Below are 20,592 nucleotides of genomic sequence, written 5' to 3'. Positions count from 1 at the left end.
GCACGCATGACTGACATTGATCATCTCGTCGGGGTTCTGACCCTGGACGAGAAGGTATCCCTGCTGACCGGACAGGACTTCTGGTCACTGCCGGCGATCCCCCGGATCGGACTGCGGTCCCTGGTCATGTCGGACGGCCCGGTCGGCGTCCGAGGCACCGGATACACGCCGGACGACCCGTCGACCGCCCTGCCCAGCCCCACCGCGCTGGCCGCCGCCTGGGACCCCGCCCTGGCCGAACGGGCGGGCCGGATGCTCGGCGCCGAATCCCGGCGCAAGGGCGTGCACGTGCTGCTCGGCCCGACCGTCAACCTGCACCGCACCCCGCTGGGCGGCCGGCACTTCGAGTGCTACTCGGAGGACCCGCTGCTCACCGGCGAGATCGCGGCCGGGTTCGTGGCCGGGGTGCAGTCCCAGGGCGTGGCCACCACCACCAAGCACCTGGTCGGCAACGACTTCGAGACCGAGCGGATGACCGTGGACGTGCGGATCCCGGAGCGGGCGCTGCGGGAGATCTACCTCGCGCCGTTCGAACGGGTGGTCCGGGCCGGCGGGTGGGGCGTGATGAGCGCGTACAACGGGGTCAACGGGGCGTCGATGGCGGCGAACGCGACGATTCAGGAGGAGATTCTCAAGCGGGAGTGGGGCTTCGACGGGTTCGTGGTCTCCGACTGGCGGGCCGCGCGGTCGACCGTGGACACCGCGCTGGGCGGCCTGGACGTGGCCATGCCGGCGATGGACAACCCGTGGGGTCCGGCGCTCGTCGAAGCGGTTCGACAGGGCCGGGTGCCGCTTGAGGTGATCGACGACAAGGTGCGGCGGGTATTGCTGTTGGCCTCTCGGGTCGGCGCGCTCTCCAGCGACTTCTCCGATATTTCGCCTATCTCTGTCGACGGCGACGCGGTGGCCCGCGAGGTAGCCGTCCGATCGTTCGTGCTGGTCCGCAACGAGGGCCTGCTCCCGTTCACCGGCCCGGACCTGCGCCGGGTCGCGGTGATCGGCGCCCTGGCCACCGACGCCCGGGTCCTCGGCGGCGGCAGCGCCCAGCTCACCCCGGCCCACGTGATCTCCCCGCTGGACGGCCTGCGCGCCGCCCTTCCGGACACCGAGGTGGTGCACGCGATCGGCGCCGACCCGCGACCGTTCCTGCCACCGGCCCAGGGACCGGAATGGTCCGCGTTCGTCTTCACCACCGGCGGGCACCGGTTCACCGCGGAGACCGGTGCGGTCCGCTGGATCGGCGACCCGCCCGGCGGACAGGACGTCGGCACGATCACCGAACTCGAACTGCGTACCGTCCTCACCCCCACGGTCACCGGCGAGCACCGGATCGCGGTGTCCGGCTTCGGCGCGTTCGAACTCACCGTCGGCGACGAGAAGCTCTATCAGGGATCGCTGCACCCGCCCGGCACCGGCCGCGCGGACCTGCTGCTCAACCCGCGCGAGCAACTCTTCACCGTGTCACTGGCGGCCGGCACGCCGACCCCGGTGGTGCTGCGGCAGACCTTCGAACCGGGCGCGGCCCACTCGGTGGCGACCACCCTCGGTCACCGCGGACCCGGCCCGGACGAGGAGGGCCTGATCGCCGAGGCGGTCGCCCTGGCCGCCCACTCCGACGTCGCGGTGATCGTCGTCGGCACCACCGAGCAGGTCGAGTCCGAAGGCTTCGACCGGACCTCCCTCGCCCTGCCCGGACGCCAGGACGAACTGGTCAGCCGGGTGGCGGCGGCGAACCCGCGGACCGTGGTGGTGGTCAACGCCGGCTCACCGGTGCTGCTGCCCTGGTCGGAGGAGGCGGCCGCGGTGCTGCTCACGTGGTTCCCCGGACAGGAGGCCGGCGCCGCCCTCGCGGACGTGCTCCTCGGCGTCGCCGAGCCGGGCGGCCGCCTGCCCACCACCTGGCCACGTCGCGAGCAGGACTGCCCGGTGCTCGAGGTGCGCCCCGCGGACGGCACGCTCGGTTACGACGAGGACATTTTCGTCGGATACCGCGGATGGTTGCGGTCGGCGGCCCGCCCGCTCTACGCGTTCGGTCACGGTCAGGGCTACACCACCTGGGCGTACGCCGACATCACGGTCACCGGGGCCGAGGCGCGGGTGACGCTGACCAACACGGGAGACCGCACCGGCCGGGAGGTGGTGCAGGTCTACCTGTCCGCGGAAGCCGCACCGAGCGCCCTCGCACGGCCGGAACGCTGGCTGGCCGGGTTCGCGATCGCGGAGGCCGCACCGGGCGAGACCGTCACGGTCCGGATCCCGCTGCCGGAACGCGCCTTCCAGGTGTGGGACGGCGGATGGCGTACGGTGCCCGGCGTCTACAGCGTGATCGCCGCTCATGCCCTCGACGATCCCCGTCTCACCGCGAGCGTCACACGGTAAGTCGTCGCCCAGCAGGGCGGCCGTCCTGACGGCGGTCGTCCTCGCGATCGCCGTCCTGACGATGCTCGTCCTCACGGTGCCCGTCCTCGCGGCTGCCGCCCCCACGATGCTCGTCCTCACGGCTGCTTCGGCGATCGGTGTGGAAGGTCAGGCGCAGCACCAGGACGCACTGCAACACGGAACCCGCCGCCATCGCCGCCCAGACACCGGACAGGCCCCACTCGCCGGAGGCCCACCAGGCCAGCACCGTCTGGGTGACGGTGCCGGTCACGGTGATCGCGAACAGGCGCGGCCCCTGACCGGCGCCCATCAGGAAACCGGCGAGCGCGACCACCACCGCGAGCGGGGCCAGGTAGCCGCCGATGCCGCGCAGCATGGACACCCCGACCCGGATCACCTCCGGGTCGCTGGTGAACATCCGCATCAGCACGGGCGCGGCGGCCGCGAAGACCGTGACGGCGACGATCCCGGCGGTCGCGGCCAGGACCAGCACGTGCCGGCCGACGACGCGGCGCTGCACGGCCGCGGCCTGCGGTGTGAGGGCGGCGAGCGTGTGCGGGGTGTGCACCGTCGCGGCGTTGCGCAACGCGTAGAACCCCATCGTGGCCAGATAGAGGATCTTCATCCCGATCCCGTACGCGGCCACCGCCGCGACCCCGGAGCGCCCGACGACGGCGACGATAGCGAGCGCGCCGAGCATCCGGACCAGGAAGTCTCCCGCGATCGGCGCCCCGGTGACCGCAACTGATCGGACCGCCGCGCGCATCTCCCCCGCCGCGTCCGCGCTCTCCGCCCACGTCCGTCCCGCCGGATCCGTGGTCGTCGCCCGCGCCCCTCCCGCCGGGCCCACGGCCGCCGCACGCGCCCCTCCCGCCGGGTCCACGGTCGCCGCCCGCGCCGGGCCGCGGGTGAGGAGCCGGTGCAGCAGGAGCAGACCGAGACACAGGGCGATGCCGCGGCCGATGGCGGTGGCGACGGCCGCGCCCGTCACTCCGAGTGCCGGGAACGGGCCCGGGCCGTAGATCAGCAGCGGGTCGAGGACCAGCAGGATCCCGTTGGCGATCAGGGCCAGGCGCATCGGGGTACGCGTGTCGCCGTGGCCCGCGAAGATCCCGTCGACCACCTGCTCGGCGTAGAAGATGGCCAGCGCCGGGAAGAGCACCGCGAAGAACGACGCCGCCGCCGCGACAGCGACCGGATCGTCCAGGAACAGCCGGGCGATCGGCTCGCGCAGCACCCACCCGGTGATCACGACGACCGGGGTGATCACCGCGTAGATCCGCCAGCCGGCCCGCGCGATGATCCGCACCGCGCCGGTGTTCCCGGCGCCGAGCCGTGCCGAGATCAGCACCAGCATCCCGCCGTTGACCAGCAGGATGGCGCTGTGCAGCACGTTCTCGACCGTGGTGGCGACGGCGACGGCGGCCGCCGCGGACGAGCCCAGCCGCGCCACCCAGGCCACGTCGATGATCCCGGTGAGCACGCCGGAGAGCAGGGCCACATAGCTGGGGAACGCGAGCCGCAACAACCGCGACCGGTGATTCATCACTACCTCGTTTCGCTCTACCTCTAATCGAGGTACCTCGGAACGATATAGGTCTACCCTGGGACGGCACAAACAGGGAAGGGCGCGATGCTGGAGCTGTCGATCCTCGGGTTCCTCTACGACGAGCCGTTGCACGGCTACGAACTCAAGGAACGGATCATGGAGTTGACCGGGCACGTCAAGCGGGTCAGCGACGGCGCGCTCTACCCGGCGATCAACCGGTTGCAGGCGGCCGGCCTGCTGGAACGCCGCATCGAACCGGGCACTTCGGCGGCGCCCCGGCAGATGCTCTTCCTCACCGACGCCGGCCGCACCCGCCTGCTGGAACGCCTCGGCAACCCGGTACCGACCGAGATCACCGACCGGAACCGGTACTGGACGGTCCTGGCGTTTCTGCGCCATCTGCCGGATCGGGAGAAGCAGATCGACGTGCTGCGGCGGCGGCTCGCCTTCCTGGAGGGCCCGGTGACGTTCTTCTCCCGGGACGGCAGGCAACTCCGCCAGAAGGACATGGACGACCCGTTCCGCAGCGGGATGTTCGAGGTCGCCCGGGCCACCCGTCAGGCCGAGGTCGCCTGGCTGACCCGGGCCATCGACGAGCTCGCCTCCGACGAGCTCACCTCAGACGAGCACACTTCAGACGGGCACACTTCAGACGGGCCCGCCCAGGGCAGGCTCGCCTCGGGCGCGCTCACCTCACCAGCGGCCGAGACGCGCGGAGAGCACTGACAGGGCGGCCACCCCGGCGGTCGAGGTCCGCAGAACCGACGAACCCAGGCGCACCGCGGTCGCGCCGGCCTCCCGGAACGTGGCGACCTCCGGGTCGCTGATGCCACCCTCCGGGCCGATGACCAGCACGATCTCCCCGGCCGGCGGGAGGGCCACGCCGGTCAGCGGGTCGTCCGCCTCCTCGTGCAGCACGAACGCGGCGGCCGCCCCGGCGAGACGGGCCGCCACCTGCTTCGTCGAACAGTCCGGATCGCCGGTCACCACCGGCAGCCAGGAACGACGGGCCTGCTTGGCCGCCTCCCGGGCGGTGGACGACCACTTGTCGCGGGCCTTGACGCCCCGGTCACCACGCCACTGGGCCACCGACCGCGACGCCGCCCACGGGACGATCTCGTCCACGCCGGTCTCGGTCATCGCCTGCACGGCCAGCTCACCCCGGTCGCCCTTGGCGATGCCCTGCACCACCACCAGGCGCGGGTCGGCCGCCGGCTCGTGACAGCGCTCGCCGACGACCACGTCGACGCTGCCCTTGCCGACCGCGGTGACCTCGGCGGACGCGGTTCCGCCCCGGCCGTCGGCGAGGATCAGCGCCTCACCCACGCGCAGACGCTGGACGGTGGCGGCGTGATGCCCCTCCGGGCCGTCGAGCGTGAACGACGAACCACCGGGCAGACTCTCGACGAGGAACAGCGGCGCAGACACCCCCGCACGCTACCGAATCACCGCGGGACGGCCCGCAGAGCCAGGTCGATCGTGGCGTACAGGCTCTCCCTGCCGACACCGGCCGCCGCGTGCACGGCGTTGCCCTCGCTGACCACCATCACGTACCGGGCCAGCCGGTCCGGATCGGTGCCCTCCGGCAGATCCCCCTCGGCGACGGCCCGGGACAGCCGCTCGGCGAGCGCCCGCTCGCCGGTGAGCCGGCTCTCCGCCAGGAACGTCGCCACCCGCCCGTCGTCCGTGCCGCAGGCCAGCCCGCCCTGGATCGAGAGACATCCGGCGGGGCGGTCGCTGCGGGTGAGGGCGTCGGCGTTGGTGCGCAGGAAGGTCTCGATCACCTGGTACGCCGTCGGCTGCGCCAGCGCCACCCGGACGTACGCCATGTCGACCTCGGCGTAGCGGGCGACGGCGAGACGGAACAGGTCCTCCTTGTTGCCGAAGGCCGCGTACATGCTCGGGCGCTCGATGCCCATCGCGGCGGTGAGCTCGCTCAGCGAGGCGCCCTCGTATCCCCGCCGCCAGAACACCTCGACCGCCCGGTCCAGGGCGACGTCGGTGTCGAAGGCACGGGGACGGCCGCGCTTGCGCGTCGACTCTGCCATCGGTTCCGCCTCTCTCTCGTGACGCACCTCATTCTAACCGGCCGGTACAGAAATAGGACCGAGCGTGCTAGCGTTCCGAATTGCATACCGAGCAGTAAAGAATTTGGGAGTGATCGTCATGGGACTGGAGAACCTCGGCCGGGTCGGCGTCTGGAGCATGGAACTGCGCAACGCCGGACAGCCCGGGGTACGCGACGCCGCCGCCGAACTGGACGACCTCGGCTGGCACACGATCTGGCTCCCCGGACTGGACGGATCCGGGGTGCTCGACGACGTCGACCGGCTACTCGGCGCCGCCCCGCACAGCCGGGTGGTGACCGGCGTCCTGAACATCTGGGGGCAGTCCCCCACCGACCTCGCCCGGCGCGTCACCGCCCTGGACGCCGAACACGGGCCGCGGACCGTCACCGGCCTCGGCATCGGCAGCCCGGCCGGCGCCGCCGCGCACGGCCGGCCGTACGGCGACCCGGTCACGTCGATGCGGCACTACCTCGACGACCTGGCAGTCCCGGAGAACCGGCGGCTCCTCGGCGCGCTGGGGCCGAAGATGGTCGACCTGGCGGTGGCGCGGACCGCGGGATGGCACCCGTTCCTGGTCACGCCGGACTACATCGCCGCCGCACGGGACCGGGTCGGCAGCGCGCCGTTCCTCGCCCCGCACCAGGCCGTGGTGCTGGACACCGACCCGCGGCGGGCGCGCGCGACGGCCCGCGCCGGCATCGGGATGTTCCTCGGATTCCCGACCTACCGCGCCAACCTGCGGCGCCTCGGATTCGGCGACGACGACCTCGTCCCCGGCGGCAGCGACCGCCTGATCGACGCGCTGGTCGCCCACGGCACCGCCGAGGACCTGACCCGGCGCGTCCAGGAACACCGGGACGCGGGCGCCGACCACGTGGCCGTGCACGTCCTCACCGATCCGGCCACTCCGGGCCTGCCCCTCGCCGCCTGGCGCGAGCTGGCCTTCCTCAACCGCCACTTCGCCTGACCTGTTCGCCACTTCGCCCGACCTGTTCATCAAGGAGAGACATCATGGGACGACTCGACAACCGGACCGCGCTCGTCACCGGCGGCACCTCGGGCATCGGACTCGCCGCGGCCCGGGCACTCGCCGCGGAGGGTGCCCACGTATTCGTCACCGGCCGGCGTCAGGACGCGCTCGATGCCGCGGTCGCCGCGATCGAGCAGGAGACGGCGGCCCTGGTCGCTCGGGACCCGGCACTCGCACCGGCCGGGCGGGCCTCGACCGCCGTCGCTGCCGGAGGGCACGTCACCGGCATCCGGGCGGACGTCGCCGACCACGGCGATCTCGACCGGGTGATGGACGCCGTCCGCGACCGCGGGACCGGACTCGACATCATGTTCGCCAACGCCGGCGGGGGCGGGTTCGCCGCCCTCGAGGACATCACCTGGGAGCATTTCGCCGACACGTTCCACACGAACGTGGGCGGGACGCTCTTCACCGTTCAGAAGGCGCTTCCCCTGCTCAACCCGGGCGCCTCGGTGATCGTCACCAGCTCCAACATCGACGTGAAGGGTGCTGCGGCGTTCAGCGTCTACGCCGCGAGCAAGGCGGCTCTGCGCTCCTTCACCCGCAGCTGGGCCGCCGAACTGGCCGGCCGCCGGGTACGCGTCAACAGCATCGCCCCCGGCCCGATCGAGACGCCCGGGCTCAGCGGCCTGGCCCCCGACCCGGCCGCCGCCGAGCAGCTGCTCAAGCAGTTGGCCGCCGGTGTCCCGATGAACCGCCTCGGCCGCCCGGAGGAGATCGCCGACGCGGTGGTCTTCCTCGCCTCCGACCGGAGCAGCTTCATGACCGGCGCCGAGTTGTACGTCGACGGCGGCGCCAGCCAGATCTGACCCACCCGAGGCTGTCATACCGGCCACAGAACGCCTGAACTCCCACATCGGCGGCGGCCGCGGGGAGTTCAGGCGTACCAGAGGGGCGCAACCACTCACGCAGGTCGCCTCGGAGGGCTTCACGCTCTGGACGCGCCAGCGGCCAGTGAAGCTCTCCGAGGCCCTCGGCGGGAGCGACGGTCGGCACCCACCACCCCGCTACGACATCGGTCTTACGATTTTGATCAGTGCCCGTTGAAGGCGTCGCGCATCCGGCTGAAGAATCCGCCCTGCTTGCTCAGCTCGGCGATGTCCTCGCCGCGGGTCTTGGCGAAGTCCCGCAGCATGCGTTCCTGATCGGCGGTGAGCTTGGTCGGCGTCTTGACGTCGAGGTGCACGTAGAGCTCACCGCGGCCCTGACCGCGCAGGTGCGGGACGCCCTTGCCGCGGATGCGCAGGGTGCTGCCGGGCTGCGTGCCCGGTTTGACCTCGATGTTCTCCTCGCCGTCGAGGGTCTTGATGGTCATCCGGGTGCCGAGGGCGGCGGCCGTCATCGGCAGCGTCACCCGGCAGTGGAGATCATCGCCCTTGCGGGAGTAGACGTCGTGCGGGCGCTCGTGGATCTCGACGTAGAGGTCGCCGGCGGTGCCACCGCCGGGGCCGACCTCGCCCTGCTGGGCCAGGCGGATCCGCATGCCGTCCTCGACACCCGCCGGGATCTTGACGGTGAGCGAGCGGCGTGTCCTTATCCGGCCGTCACCGGCGCACGTCGGGCACGGGTTGGGGATCGTGGTGCCGTGACCCTGGCAGTTCTGGCAGGGGCGCGACGACACCACCTGTCCGAGGAAGGTGCGCTGCACCGACTGGACCTCGCCACGGCCGGCGCAGACCTCACAGGTGGCGAGGTGCGTGCCGGGGGCGGTGCCGGCGCCGGAACACTGGGTGCAGAGCACCGCGGTGTCGACGGTGATCGGCGCCTCGACGCCGAAGGCGGTCTCGACCAGGTCGAGCTCGAGACGCAGGATCGCGTCGGCGCCGGGCCGGGTGCGGGGGCGCGGTCCCCGGGAGCCACCACCGGCGGCGGTGCCGAAGAACGCGTCCATGATGTCCTGGAAACCGACGAACGGTCCGGCGCCCCCGGGGCCGGGCGCGCCGCCGCCGGGCGCGAGCGGGTCACCACCCAGGTCGACGATCTGCCGCTTCTGGTCGTCGGAGAGGACCTCGTAGGCGGCGTTGATGTCCTTGAACTTCTCGGCAGCCTCGGGGTCGGGGTTGACGTCGGGGTGGTACTGCCGAGCCAGTTTGCGGTAGGCGCGCTTGATCTCGTCGTCGGTGGCTTCCCGGCTGACGCCGAGAATTCCGTAGTAGTCCTTGGCCACGGGGTTTGGAGTCCTCAATGTCTGCGCGAATCCGTCAATTCTGTGCCAACAGGTCGCCAACGTACCGTGCCACGGCTCGAACAGTAGCGATGGTCCCGGGATAGTCCATGCGAGTGGGGCCCAGCACTCCGAGCCCCCCAACGATCGTCGCACCCGGTCCGTAACCGCTGCTGACCACCGAGGCGGACCGCAGGTTGTCGATCTCGTTCTCGTCGCCGATCCGGACCCGGGTGGTGCTGGGCTCCAGGTCGCCGATCAGCTTGAGCAGGATGACCTCCTCCTCGAGAGCCTCGAGGACGGGGCGCAACGTGCCCTGGAAGTCCAGCACACCCCCGCGTGTCAAGTTTGCCGTACCCGCGAGGGCGAGGCGCTCCTCACTGCGCTCGACGAGCGTCTCGAGCAGCACCGAAGCCAGACAGGCCATCGTCGCACGCCGCTCGGTGTCACACTCGTCCACCAGGGTCTGCACCAACGGTGGTGTGTCGGCGAGCCGCTGACCGGCGAGTTTCTCGTTGACCCGGCGGCGCAGCTCCCACACGTCGGTCTCCGGAACCGGGCCGGGCATCTCCACCAGTCGCTGCTCCACCCGGCCGGTGTCGGTGATCATGACCAGCATGAGCCGGGTCGTGGAGATCGGCACCAGCTCGAGGTGGCGGACGGCGGAGCGGGAGAGGCTGGGATATTGCACGACGGCGACCTGGCGGGTGAGCTGGGCCAGCAGCCGGACCGTGCGATGCACCACATCGTCGAGGTCCACGACGCCGACCATGAAGCGCTCGATCGCCCGGCGCTCGGCCGGACTGAGCGGCTTTATCCTGGTCAACCGGTCCACGAAGAGCCGGTAACCGGCGTCGGTGGGCACCCGGCCGGCGCTGGTGTGCGGCTGGCGGAGATAGCCCTCCTCCTCCAGCGCGGCCATGTCGTTGCGCACGGTGGCCGGGGAGACGCCCAGCTGGTGGCGCTCGACGAGGGCTTTGCTGCCGACCGGCTCCCGGGTCTCGACGTAGTCCTGGACGATCGCCCGGAGCACGGCGAGCTTGCGGTCATCCAGACTCATCCGGCTCCTCCCCTTGCTAGCACTCCAGTGGACAGAGTGCCAGTCTACGTCCCGGCGGGCGTCGGCGCGATGATCGAAAGTACGGATCCTCCACCGATCACAGGACGTCACGGATCACCGCATCGGCCAGCAGCCGTCCGCGGAGAGTCAGGACGAGTCGCCCGGCGGCGTAGGCACCGGGGTCCAGAAGGCCGTCGGCCAGCGCTTTCGCGGCGGCGTCCCGGTCCACCCGGCTCAGCTCGATGCCCTCGCGGAGGCGGACCCGCAGCATCACGTCCTCCATATGGCGGTCATCGTCGGTGAGCAGTTCCCGCGCCTGCGCCGGGGTCTCGTTCCGGTGAAGGCGCTGCGCGTACGCCGTCGGATGCTTGACGTTCCACCAGCGGACGCCGCCGACATGGCTGTGCGCGCCGGGACCCAACCCCCACCAGTCGGCGTTCGTCCAGTAAAGCTCGTTATGACGACAGTTACCGTCTTTTTTCGCCCAATTGGAGACCTCGTACCAGTCGAAACCGGCCGCGGTCAGTGCCTCGTCAGCGGCCAGGTAGCGGTCGGCGGCGACATCGTCCGAGGGATAGGGCATCTCACCGCGGCGCATCCGGGCCGCCATCCGGGTGCCGTCCTCGACGATCAGGGCATAGGCGGACACATGGTCCACCCCGGCATCGATCACGGTCTGCAGCGAGCGGTCGAAGTCGGCGGCGGTCTCGCCCGGGGTTCCGTAGATCAGATCCAGGTTGACGTGCTCGAACCCGGCCTCGCGCGCCTCCAGGGCGGCCTGCGGGGCGCGCCCGGCGGTGTGCCGGCGGTCGAGGAGGCGGAGCACGTTCTCGGCGGAGGACTGCATGCCGAGGGAGATCCGGGTGAAGCCACTTTTCCGAAGTTCCGACAAATACTTCAGATCGACGGATTCCGGATTCGCCTCGGTGGTCACCTCGGCGTCCGGCGCCAGGCCCCACGTCCGGTCGATGCCCTCCAGGATCCGGCCGAGATCACTCGCGCTGAGCAGCGTCGGGGTGCCGCCACCGACGAAGACCGTGTCCACCCGGCCGGGTGCGATCACCCGGGACGCCAGGGACAACTCGCGGAGGACGGTGTCCGCGTACTCGTCGCGACTCGCCCCTCCGCCCAGCTCACTCGCCGTGTAGGTGTTGAAGTCGCAGTAACCGCACCGGCTGGCGCAGAACGGGACATGGACATACACGGCGAAGCCGTTCTTGCCCACGTGCTGGGTTGCTTCGTCGGGGAGCGAACCGTCAGTGGGGACGGGTTCGCCGTCAGGGAGTGCGCCGGCCATCGGTCAAGCGTAGTTAAGGTTCCCGGCATGGATCTGGTCCGTACCGCCACCGCCGCCGGAGTGACCACTCTGACCCTGGACAGCCCGGCCAACCGCAACGCCCTGTCCACCACCCTGCTCAAGCAACTCCTCGACACCCTGGGCCGGACGGTCGGCGACCAGTCCGCCCGGGTCGTCGTCCTCTCGCACACCGGCCCGGTGTTCAGCTCCGGCGTCGACCTCAAGGAGACCGCCGCGGCGCGACCCGGCGACCGGCTCCCCGCCGAGATACTCGCCGACGTCCTGGCCGTGCTCTGGGAGTACCCCAAACCGGTCGTCGCCCGGATCGCCGGCCCGGCCCGTGCCGGCGCGCTCGGGCTGATCGGGGCGGCCGACATCGCGGTCTGCGACCGGGCCGCCACCTTCGCCTTCACCGAGGTGCGACTCGGGGTGATCCCCGCGGTGATCAGCGCGACGGTCCTGCCGCGGCTCGCGCCCCGGGCCGCCGCCGAGCTCTACCTGACCGGCGACGTCTTCGACGGGACACGGGCCGCCGAGATCGGGCTGGTCACCACCGCCGTCGAGGCGCAGGAACTGGACACGACCGTGGCGGGCTTCTGCGCGTCGCTCATCCGGGGCGGTCCGCTCGCGCTCGCCGGCACCAAACAACTGCTGCGGCGTACGCGTAACGACGGCATCCGCGCCGAACTGGCCGATCTCGCGCACCGCTCGGCCGGATACTTCCAGTCCGCCGAGGGCCGGGAGGGCGTCGCCGCCGCCCGCCAGAAACGCGATCCGGACTGGATACCGTGATCACTGGAGCGGGTGCTGCCGCTCCAGTCACGCCGGGCGCCGAGCGCTCGTTGTCTAGGCTTGGCGGTCCGAAAGTTCAGGAACTCAGGAGGTGAGGGTGCGCACGAAACCGTTGGTGGGCGTCCTCGCCGTGGTCGCCCTCGCCGGTGTCCTCGGTGTCGTCGTGCTGGTGAACACCATGGCGAGCAACCTCAAACTGCCGCAGATAGGCCCCGCGTGCACGGTCCGCGCCGACGGCGAGGTGGCCCTCGACGCGGTGCAGATGGCCAACGCCGCGACGATCGCCGCGGTCGGGGTGCGCCGCAACATGCCCGAGCAGGCCATCGTGATCGCCCTGGCCACCGCGTTCCAGGAATCCAAGCTGGAGAACCTGGAGGACGGCGACCGGGACTCGGTCGGCCTGTTCCAGCAGCGTCCCAGCCAGGGCTGGGGCACCGTGGAGGAGATCTCCGACCCGCGGTACTCGGCGGGCAGGTTCTACACGGCGCTCAAGAAGGTCGAGGGCTGGGAGGAGATGCGGATCACCGACGCCGCGCAGACGGTGCAGCGGTCCGCCTACCCGGAGGCCTACGAGAAGTGGGCCGACAAGTCCCGGGTGCTCGCCGCCGCGCTGACCGGCCGGGCCACCCAGGCGGTGGAGTGCCGTTTCACCGGGACGCCCGTGCTGCGCGGCGCCGCGGCGGCCACCAACCTGTTGGAGACCCTCAAACTGGACTGGGGCAAGAAGCTGGCCGGCAAAGCTGAAGAAGCGACCGGCTCCGCGGGGTTGACCGTGGCCGTCGCCGACGAGAGCATCGGCTGGCGGTACGCGCACTGGCTGGTCTCGCACGCCTCGGCGACCGGACTCGAACGGGTACGTTTCGGCAACTTGCAGTGGCACGCCCCGGAGGGCAAGTGGCAGCCGCTGACCGACGGCAGCAGTGCCGACGCCGCACAGGTGGTGGCCGAGGTCTACAACTGACCCGAGGATGGTGATTGCGCTGCGTATACATCCACATGGACAGTGCGCAACCATCCTGGTACTAAGTAGGACGTGTTGAGGGCCGTCGAGTGGATCCTGCTGGGTGTGGGCAGCGCGATCGCCGTCCTGGCGGGCATCCGGTGGCACCGGCCGGTCCGGCCCACACCCTGGCTGCTGGTGGCCGCGTCGCTGGTCGCGCTCGCCGTCGGCGACGTGGCCTACGACCTGCATCTGACCGGGCTCGCCGACGTCGGATACCTGCTGAACTACGCCCTGATCACGATCAGTCTGCTGCAGTTCACCCGGGTCGGCACGATGCTCGCCGACCGGTCCCGGCTGATCGACCTGCTCGCCTTCTCCTGCGCGACCCTGCTGGTCGTCTGGGTCTACGGGATCAGTGCGGCCGACGAGTTCGGCGCGGTGTCCTCCTACGACGTGATCGGTGACCTGCTGCTCATCGGCGTCATCGGCCGTCTCGTCGCCGAGGACCGGCGCAACGCCGCGGCCTACCTGCTGCTCACCGGCGGTTTCGGCCTGCTCGCCGCGGACATCACCTATCCGCTGTGGCCGGACCGCCCCGCCGAGGCCGGATACGTCCTGTTCTACCTCGCGTGGGGAGCGGCCGGCCTGCACCCGTCGATGACCCGGCTCACCGAGCCCCGATCGCCCGAACCCGGCCCGTGGCGTCTGCGTCACATCGCCCTGCTCGCGCTGTCGGTCGCGACGCCGCCGGCGGTGCTGCTCGCCGAGGCGCTCACCGGCACGGTCTCGGTGGAGAACGGGCTGGTCCTCGCCGTCTCCGGAGCGATCACCCTGCTGCTCACCGTCACCCGGCTGGCCGACGCGGTGCACCAGCACAGCCAGGCCCTCAGCCGCGAACGCGGTCTGCGGACGGCCACCACCGACCTGGTCGCCGCGGCCGACCTGCCCGCCGTGGACGCCGCGGTCCGCGCGGCCGTGACCCGCCTGCTGCCGCCGCACGCGGTACGCCGTGTGGTGCTCGCCACCGACGACGGCCGGCTGGCCGGGGAGAACCTGCCGCCCGCCCCGGCGGGAGCCGACTCCCGCAGCTGGCTGGCCACCACCGCCGACCCGGACGAGCGGACCCTGATCTGTCCACTGCGCCTCGAGCCCCTCGCCGTGGCCCGGCCCAGCGGCGGCGCCCTGGTGATCACCGGCAGCCGGGACGCCCTGACCGCCGGACGCGACGCGCTGGAGGTGCTGGCCGGTCAGGCCGCCCTCGCCCTGGACCGGATCACCCTGGTCGAGGCGGTCGGCCGCCGCGACAGCGACCTCTACCTGCGCGCCGTGATCCGCAACACCGCCGAGATCATGGCGGTCGTCGACTCGGACCGCCGCATCCGGTACGCCAGCCCGGCCCTGCGACAGCTGATCGGCCTCGACGAACTGCCGCCGCTGACCGCGCTGGACGACCTGATCCACCCGGACGACCGCCGGCGGGTCCAGCGGGAGATGCGCGCCACCGGCGACGGCACCATCCACTGTGCGCTGCAACGGGTGGACCAGACCCAGGCACTGATCGAGATCACCTATCGGGATCTGCGGGAGGACCGCCTCGTCCAGGGACTGGTGGTCACCCTGAAGGACATCACCGACCGCCACGATCCGGTGGAACGCCTCCCCCATCCGGAACAGCACGACGACATGCCCGGACGGGTGAACAGGCGGAGTGCCCAGCACAAGTTCCGCTATTGATCTGATCTTCTATAAACGATCTCTTATCGACCGGAACACTGAAAAACGCCGGCCCCGAAGGACCGGCGTTTCTCAGGTTTCAGTTGTTACTGCGGCACCCCGCCTCAGCGGGTCAGGTGCCGACGGCTGCCGACACCGGCGACCAGAGCGACACCGATCGCGGCGAACACGACCTGGAAGAAGAACTCGATCCAGTCGAAGCCGGCGGTGTCAGCGACACCGAAGGCCCGGGCGAGCACGGTGCCCAGCAGCGCGGCAACCACACCGACCACCATGGTCAGCCAGATCGGGATGTTCTGTCGGCCGGGCACCACGAGCCGGCCGAGCGCACCGATGATCAGGCCGACGATGAGGGCCACGATGATGCCGGTGAGAGTGAATTCCATGAGGTTCCTCCTCGGGGGGTGGAGCATGTTGTTGCGTCCGTCGGCCCCCTGAGTTCCCGACCCTCCCAGAACTCAAACCGCCCTATTTCTTGCTCATTTTTTGGCAGGCCCCTTGTCGGCGGTGTCCGAGGTGGAAAGTGCGGCGATGAAGGCCTCCTGAGGCACCTCCACACGGCCCACCATCTTCATCCGCTTCTTGCCTTCCTTCTGCTTCTCGAGCAGCTTGCGCTTACGGCTGATGTCACCGCCGTAGCACTTGGCGAGCACGTCCTTACGGATCGCACGGATCGTCTCGCGAGCGATGACCCGGCTGCCGATGGCCGCCTGGATGGGCACCTCGAACTGCTGCCGCGGGATGAGTTTCTGCAGCTTGGCGGCGATCGTCGTGCCGTACGAGTAGGCCTTGTCCTTGTGCACGATGGCACTGAACGCGTCGACCGGCTCACCGTGCAGCAGGATGTCCACCTTGACCAGTTCGGCCGCCTGCTCGCCGGAGGGCTCGTAGTCCAGCGAGGCGTACCCCTTGGTCTTGCTCTTCAGCTGGTCGAAGAAGTCGAAGATGATTTCGGCGAGCGGAAGGGTGTACCGCAGTTCCACCCGTTCGGCGGACAGGTACTCCATGCCGAGCAGGTTGCCGCGACGACTCTGGCACAGCTCCATGACGGCACCGACGTACTCGTTCGGCACCAGGACGGTGGCCCGCACGACCGGCTCGTGGATCTCGGCGATCTTGCCGGCCGGGAACTCGCTCGGGTTGGTCACCACGGTCTCGCTGGCGTCCTCGGTGAGCACCCGGTAGACCACGTTCGGCGCGGTCGAGATCAGGTCCAGGTTGAACTCGCGCTCCAACCGCTCCCCGATGATCTCCAGGTGCAACAGGCCGAGGTAACCGACCCGGAACCCGAAGCCCAGCGCAGCCGACGTCTCCGGCTCGTAGGTGAGCGCGGCGTCGTTCAGCTTCAGCTTGTCGAGCGCGTCCCGCAGCGCCGGGTAGTCCGAGCCGTCGATCGGGTAGAGACCCGAGTAGACCATCGGCTTCGGGTCCTTGTAACCGCCGAGCGCCTCCTGGGCCGGCCGGTTGTTGCCGGTGACCGTGTCACCGACCCGGGACTGGCGGACGTCCTTCACACCGGTGATCAGGTAGCCCACCTCGCCGACACCGAGCGCGCCGGCCTTCTCCATCTCCGGCGAGACGACACCGATCTCCAGCAGCTCGTGTACGGCCCCGGTCGACATCATCTTGATCCGGTCACGGGCCTCGATCCGGCCGTCGATGACACGGACATAGGTGACGACGCCGCGGTACACGTCGTACACCGAGTCGAAGATCATCGCGCGGGCCGGGGCGTCGGCCTTGCCCACCGGCGCCACGAACTGCCGGACGATCTCGTCCAGCAGGTGGTCGACGCCGACACCGGTCTTGCCGGACACCTTCAGCACGTCGGACGGCTCGCAGCCGATCAGCTTGGCGAGCTCCTCGGCATACTTCTCCGGCTGCGCGGCCGGCAGGTCGATCTTGTTGAGCACCGGGATGATGTGGAGGTCGTTCTCCATCGCCAGGTACAGGTTGGCGAGGGTCTGCGCCTCGATGCCCTGCGCCGCGTCGACCAGCAGAACCGCGCCCTCACAGGCGGCGAGACTGCGGGACACCTCGTAGGTGAAGTCGACGTGCCCCGGGGTGTCGATCATGTTGAGGACGGCGGTCTCGCCCGTCTTGTCGCCGGCACGGACCGTCCACGGCATCCGCACGGCCTGCGACTTGATGGTGATGCCGCGCTCGCGTTCGATGTCCATCCGGTCGAGGTACTGCGCACGCATCTGACGCGGGTCGACAACCCCGGTGATCTGCAACATCCGGTCGGCCAGCGTCGACTTGCCGTGGTCGATGTGAGCGATGATGCAGAAGTTGCGGATGCGGCTGGGATCGGTCGATCCGATCACGTTCACGCCGGGGTCGAGCGGTCCAGGCACGGTCTTCCGTTCTTGTCGGGCCGGCCCACGCGATGGCCGGCAGTCGTTCGTCTCGGGCTGGCCTCTGGCGGTCGTCCCGCGCCTGCCCCGGAGAGCGCCGGTCCGTCGGGACCGGCACTCCCTATCGTCCCACGTCCGCGCGGTGCACTCGGATCACACCTCCCGGCCCGCACTTTCCACTCGGTCAGATCCTCTCGAGCGGCTCGGGGACGCCCGGCGGCCGTTCGACGGTGACCGGATCGCCGGGGCGGATCGTGCCGCCCCGCAACACCACGGCCATCACACCGGCCTTGCGGACCGGGTTGCCGTCCCCGTCCCGGCCGATGACCTCCTTCAACAGCCCGGACCGGAATCCGTTGATCTGCTGGCAGGGGTTGCGCAGACCGGCCAGCACGAGGGTGGGCCGCCCGTCACCGTCCCGGGCATCCCGCTCGAGCGCGGCACTCACCGCGGCGGCGGCCCGCTCGTTCTCCGCGTCGAGGGTCGCGGCCGCGGCGGCAGCCAGAACGGCACCCACCGGACCGGTCCCGTCGGCGGCACCCGGCCCCTCGGCGACGCCGAACCGCAGGATCGTGCCCCGCGGCAACCCGAGCAGATCGATCCCGCTGGTGGTGACGTTCTCACCGAGACCGCCCGCCGGAACGTCGTAGCCCTTCTCCCCCACCTCGTCGAACAACTCCGCGTGGATCAGGTGCACCTGCCGCAGGTTCGGCTGGGTGGGATCCATCCGGACCCGGTGGCGGTGCCGCACGTTCACCCCGGCATGCACGTCACCCTCGACGCCGAGGCCCGCCAGCAGGACGATCTCGTCACGGGTCGGCTTGGTGAAGGAGTAGACGTCGTTACCGCTGACTGCGACGACTGTTCCGGTCTCAGCGCTCATGCCACCGAGTCTCACCGCTCGGAGCCATCCCGTTCGACCCTCTTCCCACCTCGCGGGCCGACCCGTCCCCCGCACCTCGGCGCCCCACCCGCGGTCGAACGCCCAGCCGCGTCAAACCGGTTCGGTCGGATCCGGTTCGGTCGGATCCGGTTCGACCAGCCGGTCTCGCCCGACGACGCAGCAGAACGGCCCACAGCGCTCAATGCGCCCTGCCGGCCGGCACCGCCCCCCTCGAAGGTCCGGCGTCTCAGTCCGGCGGCTCCAGGAACAGCTCGGACAGCCGGGGCAGACGCCGGCGCATCTCGTCCTCGTTGTCGAAGTCCCACAGGTCGGCGACGTCCGGCCGGGTCTTCGCCCGCTCCTCCGCGGGCAGCGGCTCACCGGTCGCCTCCTGATGGGCCCGTGCCGCGATCGACAGCACCTCCTCCGCCTCGAAGACCGCGCCGGTGTCCGCCGCCGCGCGCACCGCGGGCATCCCGGCCAGCACGTCGGGCGATTTCACCGAGGCCGCCACCGCCTTGCGCCCGTGCGCCACCAGCCAGCCACGGAAGTTGTCGAAGCCCTCCTCGGTGCACCCGCCGTTGATCAGGTAGGCGGCCGCCCACAGATCCTCGGTGCCGGACGCGACGAGCACCTTGTCGAGGTGACGGCCCCAGGCGACGATCTCCTCCGGGGCACGGGCGGCCAGGTCGGCGACGGCACGCTCGGCCACCTCGGCGGGCGAGGCGGGTCGCTGCTCGGTCGCGCGGTCGATGACCGCCCAGAAGTCGTCGGTTCTCATGCCTGCCATCCTCGCAGTGAGGTACGACAACTCCGCAGGCGACAGGAGCGACATGCGGCCGATCACGCTGCCCGAGGTTCCGTACGACGCGACGTCCGTACGCCCAGGATGGCCCGACCTCCCCCGGCGCGTGCGCGCGGCGATCAGCGAACGCCTCGGTGAGCCGGTCGCCACCGCGAGGACCGCGGGCGGCGGCTTCACCCGCGCCTTCGCCGCGGTTCTCACCGGCCGGTCGGGGGCCGAGGTCTTCGTGAAGGCCGCGCCCCTGCAGGATCCGGTCTCGCGGTGGTACGCACGGGAAGCAGCGCTGACCAGCGCCTTACCTCAGGGGGTACGCGCTGCCCGGCCGCGCTGGACGATGACCGCGGCCGGCTGGTTCGTCCTCTGTCTGGAGGCGGTCGACGGCCGGATCCCGGCACTGCCGTGGTCCCCCGCCGACCTGGACGCCACCATGTCCACGTGGTCGGCGGCCTCCGCGGCGCTCGCCGAGCCGGGCCCGGAGCTGCTCGCGGCCGGCCTCCCACCCCTGCCGGAGATCCTGCGCGCGGAGATGTCCTGGTGGTCGTTGATCGAGTCCGGCCATGAACCGATGCCCGCAACGGCTCGCGGCACCCTCGCCGAAGCGCACCTCGCCGAGTTGGCCGCGCTGGAACGGTCCCTGCCCGCCCTGGCGGCCGGCACCGGGATGTCACACGGCGACCTGCGCGTCGACAACGTGCTCATCGACCGGGCCGGGGCGGCGTGGCTGTGCGACTGGACGTGGCCGTGTCTCGGGGCGCCCTGGTTCGACACGGTCACCGTGCTCGTCAGCGCGTACGCCGGCGGCCACGACACCGACGCCCGGCTGCGCGACTTCGGTGCCCCCGACGCCGGGGTGGACGGCGCACTGGCGGCCCTGTCCGGATATTGGCTGGTCCGTGCCGACGGTGGTCCCACCAGCGCCTCCCCGCACAGCCGGCAGCATCAGCGCTTCAGCGGCGGCCAGGCCCTGGCTTGGCTGGCCGAGCGCCGAGGCTGGCCCCCTCTTCACTGACCCGCCCCGCCGTGCCCGGCTCCCGCGGTGGCAGTAGGCTCTTCCGCAACGTCCGGCAGCCCCTCCAGCAGCGGTTTCGTCCGCGCTCTCGACAGCCGTTTTGGCGGCTCGGAGGGGTGCTGGTAACCTGATACATCGCGTGTGGCAACACGCTGTTCGCCGCTTGCCTGGTTTCACCGCCGGGCCTGGGGTTGACAGTGTCACCGCTTGAGACCGTTTCCGAACCTAGTCAGGACAAGGCTGTCGCGTGGCGAACATCAAGTCCCAGATCAAGCGCAACCGGCAGAACGAGAAGGCCCGTCTGCGCAACAAGTCCGTCAAGTCGTCGCTGAAGACCGTGATCCGCAAGCTTCACGAGGCAAGCGACGCCGGCAACGCCGAGACGGCCACCGCGCTCCTGCGTGACGCTTCCCGCAAGCTGGACAAGGCTGTCAGCAAGGGCGTCATCCACAGGAACCAGGCGGCCAACCGCAAGTCGGCCATCGCTAAGAAGATCGCCTCGCTGTCCGCCTGACCCACTC

The 20,592-nt window shown here is 70.8% G+C and carries 18 protein-coding genes and 2 pseudogenes; 10 read left to right on the top strand and 10 right to left on the bottom strand.

Annotated elements, in window-relative coordinates; translation table 11 throughout:
* The first annotated feature begins 6 nt into the window (after positions 1-6).
* The gene (locus tag QSK32_RS09320; protein ID WP_285471669.1) at positions 7-2,379 is read left to right on the top strand and encodes a beta-glucosidase family protein; all 2,373 of its coding nucleotides are present in this window, start codon (positions 7-9) and stop codon (positions 2,377-2,379) included.
* Here QSK32_RS09320 and QSK32_RS09315 read toward each other — a convergent pair.
* Positions 2,369-3,925: an MATE family efflux transporter gene (locus tag QSK32_RS09315; protein ID WP_285471668.1), complete on the bottom strand. Its 1,557-nt coding sequence runs from the start codon at positions 3,923-3,925 to the stop codon at positions 2,369-2,371. The genes QSK32_RS09320 and QSK32_RS09315 overlap by 11 nt on opposite strands.
* Positions 3,926-4,012: 87 nt before the next feature.
* Between QSK32_RS09315 and QSK32_RS45455 the strand changes: the two are divergent.
* Positions 4,013-4,234 (top strand): annotated as a pseudogene (locus QSK32_RS45455) (PadR family transcriptional regulator); the annotation flags it as partial.
* A 65-nt stretch (positions 4,235-4,299) separates the two neighbouring features.
* Positions 4,300-4,575, top strand: a pseudogene (locus QSK32_RS45450) (hypothetical protein); the annotation flags it as partial.
* Between the two features lie 46 nt (positions 4,576-4,621).
* Here the strand turns inward: QSK32_RS45450 and QSK32_RS09305 are convergent.
* Both QSK32_RS09305 and QSK32_RS09300 read right to left on the bottom strand, forming a co-directional pair.
* Positions 4,622-5,356, bottom strand: coding sequence for a 16S rRNA (uracil(1498)-N(3))-methyltransferase (locus tag QSK32_RS09305; RefSeq protein ID WP_045743384.1), 735 nt, complete (start codon positions 5,354-5,356; stop codon positions 4,622-4,624).
* Between the two features lie 17 nt (positions 5,357-5,373).
* Entirely contained in the window at positions 5,374-5,976 is a 603-nt protein-coding gene (locus QSK32_RS09300) for a TetR/AcrR family transcriptional regulator (protein ID WP_045743385.1), read from the bottom strand.
* Positions 5,977-6,094: 118 nt separating this feature from the next.
* Between QSK32_RS09300 and QSK32_RS09295 the strand changes: the two genes are divergently transcribed.
* Together QSK32_RS09295 and QSK32_RS09290 are read left to right on the top strand one after the other, a co-directional pair.
* Positions 6,095-6,964 carry a TIGR03620 family F420-dependent LLM class oxidoreductase gene (locus QSK32_RS09295; RefSeq protein WP_285471902.1) on the top strand — a complete coding sequence of 290 codons (870 nt, stop codon included), beginning with the start codon at positions 6,095-6,097 and terminating at the stop codon, positions 6,962-6,964.
* A gap of 44 nt (positions 6,965-7,008) precedes the next feature.
* Complete coding sequence (locus QSK32_RS09290; protein ID WP_285471667.1) at positions 7,009-7,836, top strand: SDR family NAD(P)-dependent oxidoreductase; 828 nt, start codon at positions 7,009-7,011, stop codon at positions 7,834-7,836.
* A 224-nt stretch (positions 7,837-8,060) separates the two neighbouring features.
* Here QSK32_RS09290 and dnaJ read toward each other — a convergent pair whose 3' ends face one another.
* From dnaJ to hemW, 3 genes are all read right to left on the bottom strand, one after another.
* Positions 8,061-9,194, bottom strand: a complete 1,134-nt coding sequence (gene dnaJ, locus QSK32_RS09285; RefSeq protein ID WP_045743388.1) for a molecular chaperone DnaJ — start codon at positions 9,192-9,194, stop codon at positions 8,061-8,063.
* Positions 9,195-9,228: 34 nt separating this feature from the next.
* A complete protein-coding gene (gene hrcA, locus QSK32_RS09280) occupies positions 9,229-10,251 on the bottom strand; it encodes a heat-inducible transcriptional repressor HrcA (RefSeq protein WP_045743389.1) in 1,023 nt (340 codons plus the stop codon).
* A gap of 97 nt (positions 10,252-10,348) precedes the next feature.
* Complete coding sequence (gene hemW / locus QSK32_RS09275; protein WP_285471666.1) at positions 10,349-11,548, bottom strand: radical SAM family heme chaperone HemW; 1,200 nt, start codon at positions 11,546-11,548, stop codon at positions 10,349-10,351.
* Positions 11,549-11,575: 27 nt separating this feature from the next.
* On the opposite strand from hemW, the gene QSK32_RS09270 reads away from it, so the two are divergent.
* The 3 genes from QSK32_RS09270 (at position 11,576) to QSK32_RS09260 (ending at position 15,017) form a co-directional block, all read left to right on the top strand.
* Positions 11,576-12,340 carry an enoyl-CoA hydratase-related protein gene (locus QSK32_RS09270; protein ID WP_045743391.1) on the top strand — a complete coding sequence of 255 codons (765 nt, stop codon included), beginning with the start codon at positions 11,576-11,578 and terminating at the stop codon, positions 12,338-12,340.
* A 91-nt stretch (positions 12,341-12,431) separates the two neighbouring features.
* Positions 12,432-13,301, top strand: a complete 870-nt coding sequence (locus QSK32_RS09265) for a hypothetical protein (RefSeq protein ID WP_045743392.1) — start codon at positions 12,432-12,434, stop codon at positions 13,299-13,301.
* 72 nt (positions 13,302-13,373) lie between these two features.
* On the top strand, positions 13,374-15,017 hold the full coding sequence (locus tag QSK32_RS09260) for a PAS domain S-box protein (protein WP_285471665.1): 1,644 nt from the start codon (positions 13,374-13,376) through the stop codon (positions 15,015-15,017).
* Positions 15,018-15,121: 104 nt separating this feature from the next.
* Here QSK32_RS09260 and QSK32_RS09255 read toward each other — a convergent pair whose 3' ends face one another.
* The 4 genes from QSK32_RS09255 to QSK32_RS09240 form a co-directional block, all read right to left on the bottom strand.
* Entirely contained in the window at positions 15,122-15,403 is a 282-nt protein-coding gene (locus QSK32_RS09255) for a GlsB/YeaQ/YmgE family stress response membrane protein (protein WP_045743394.1), read from the bottom strand.
* Positions 15,404-15,496: 93 nt separating this feature from the next.
* Positions 15,497-17,374 (bottom strand): translation elongation factor 4, encoded by a 1,878-nt coding sequence (gene lepA, locus QSK32_RS09250; RefSeq protein WP_045743395.1) that lies wholly within the window; start codon positions 17,372-17,374, stop codon positions 15,497-15,499.
* A gap of 184 nt (positions 17,375-17,558) precedes the next feature.
* The gene (locus tag QSK32_RS09245; protein ID WP_045743396.1) at positions 17,559-18,257 is read right to left on the bottom strand and encodes an MOSC domain-containing protein; all 699 of its coding nucleotides are present in this window, start codon (positions 18,255-18,257) and stop codon (positions 17,559-17,561) included.
* Between the two features lie 247 nt (positions 18,258-18,504).
* A complete protein-coding gene (locus tag QSK32_RS09240) occupies positions 18,505-19,038 on the bottom strand; it encodes a DUF4240 domain-containing protein (protein WP_045743397.1) in 534 nt (177 codons plus the stop codon).
* 52 nt (positions 19,039-19,090) lie between these two features.
* Here QSK32_RS09240 and QSK32_RS09235 point away from each other — a divergent pair, with 52 nt between their 5' ends.
* On the top strand, positions 19,091-20,071 hold the full coding sequence (locus tag QSK32_RS09235; protein WP_285471664.1) for a phosphotransferase family protein: 981 nt from the start codon (positions 19,091-19,093) through the stop codon (positions 20,069-20,071).
* A 247-nt stretch (positions 20,072-20,318) separates the two neighbouring features.
* A complete protein-coding gene (gene rpsT / locus QSK32_RS09230) occupies positions 20,319-20,585 on the top strand; it encodes a 30S ribosomal protein S20 (RefSeq protein WP_045743399.1) in 267 nt (88 codons plus the stop codon).
* The last annotated feature ends 7 nt before the right edge of the window (positions 20,586-20,592 follow it).

The organism is Actinoplanes sp. NBRC 101535 (assembly GCF_030269225.1).
In the GTDB taxonomy this organism is placed as follows: domain Bacteria; phylum Actinomycetota; class Actinomycetes; order Mycobacteriales; family Micromonosporaceae; genus Actinoplanes; species Actinoplanes rectilineatus.
The sequence above is the reverse complement of the archived record's forward strand: the minus strand, read 5'-3'. Positions and strand labels throughout refer to the sequence as shown.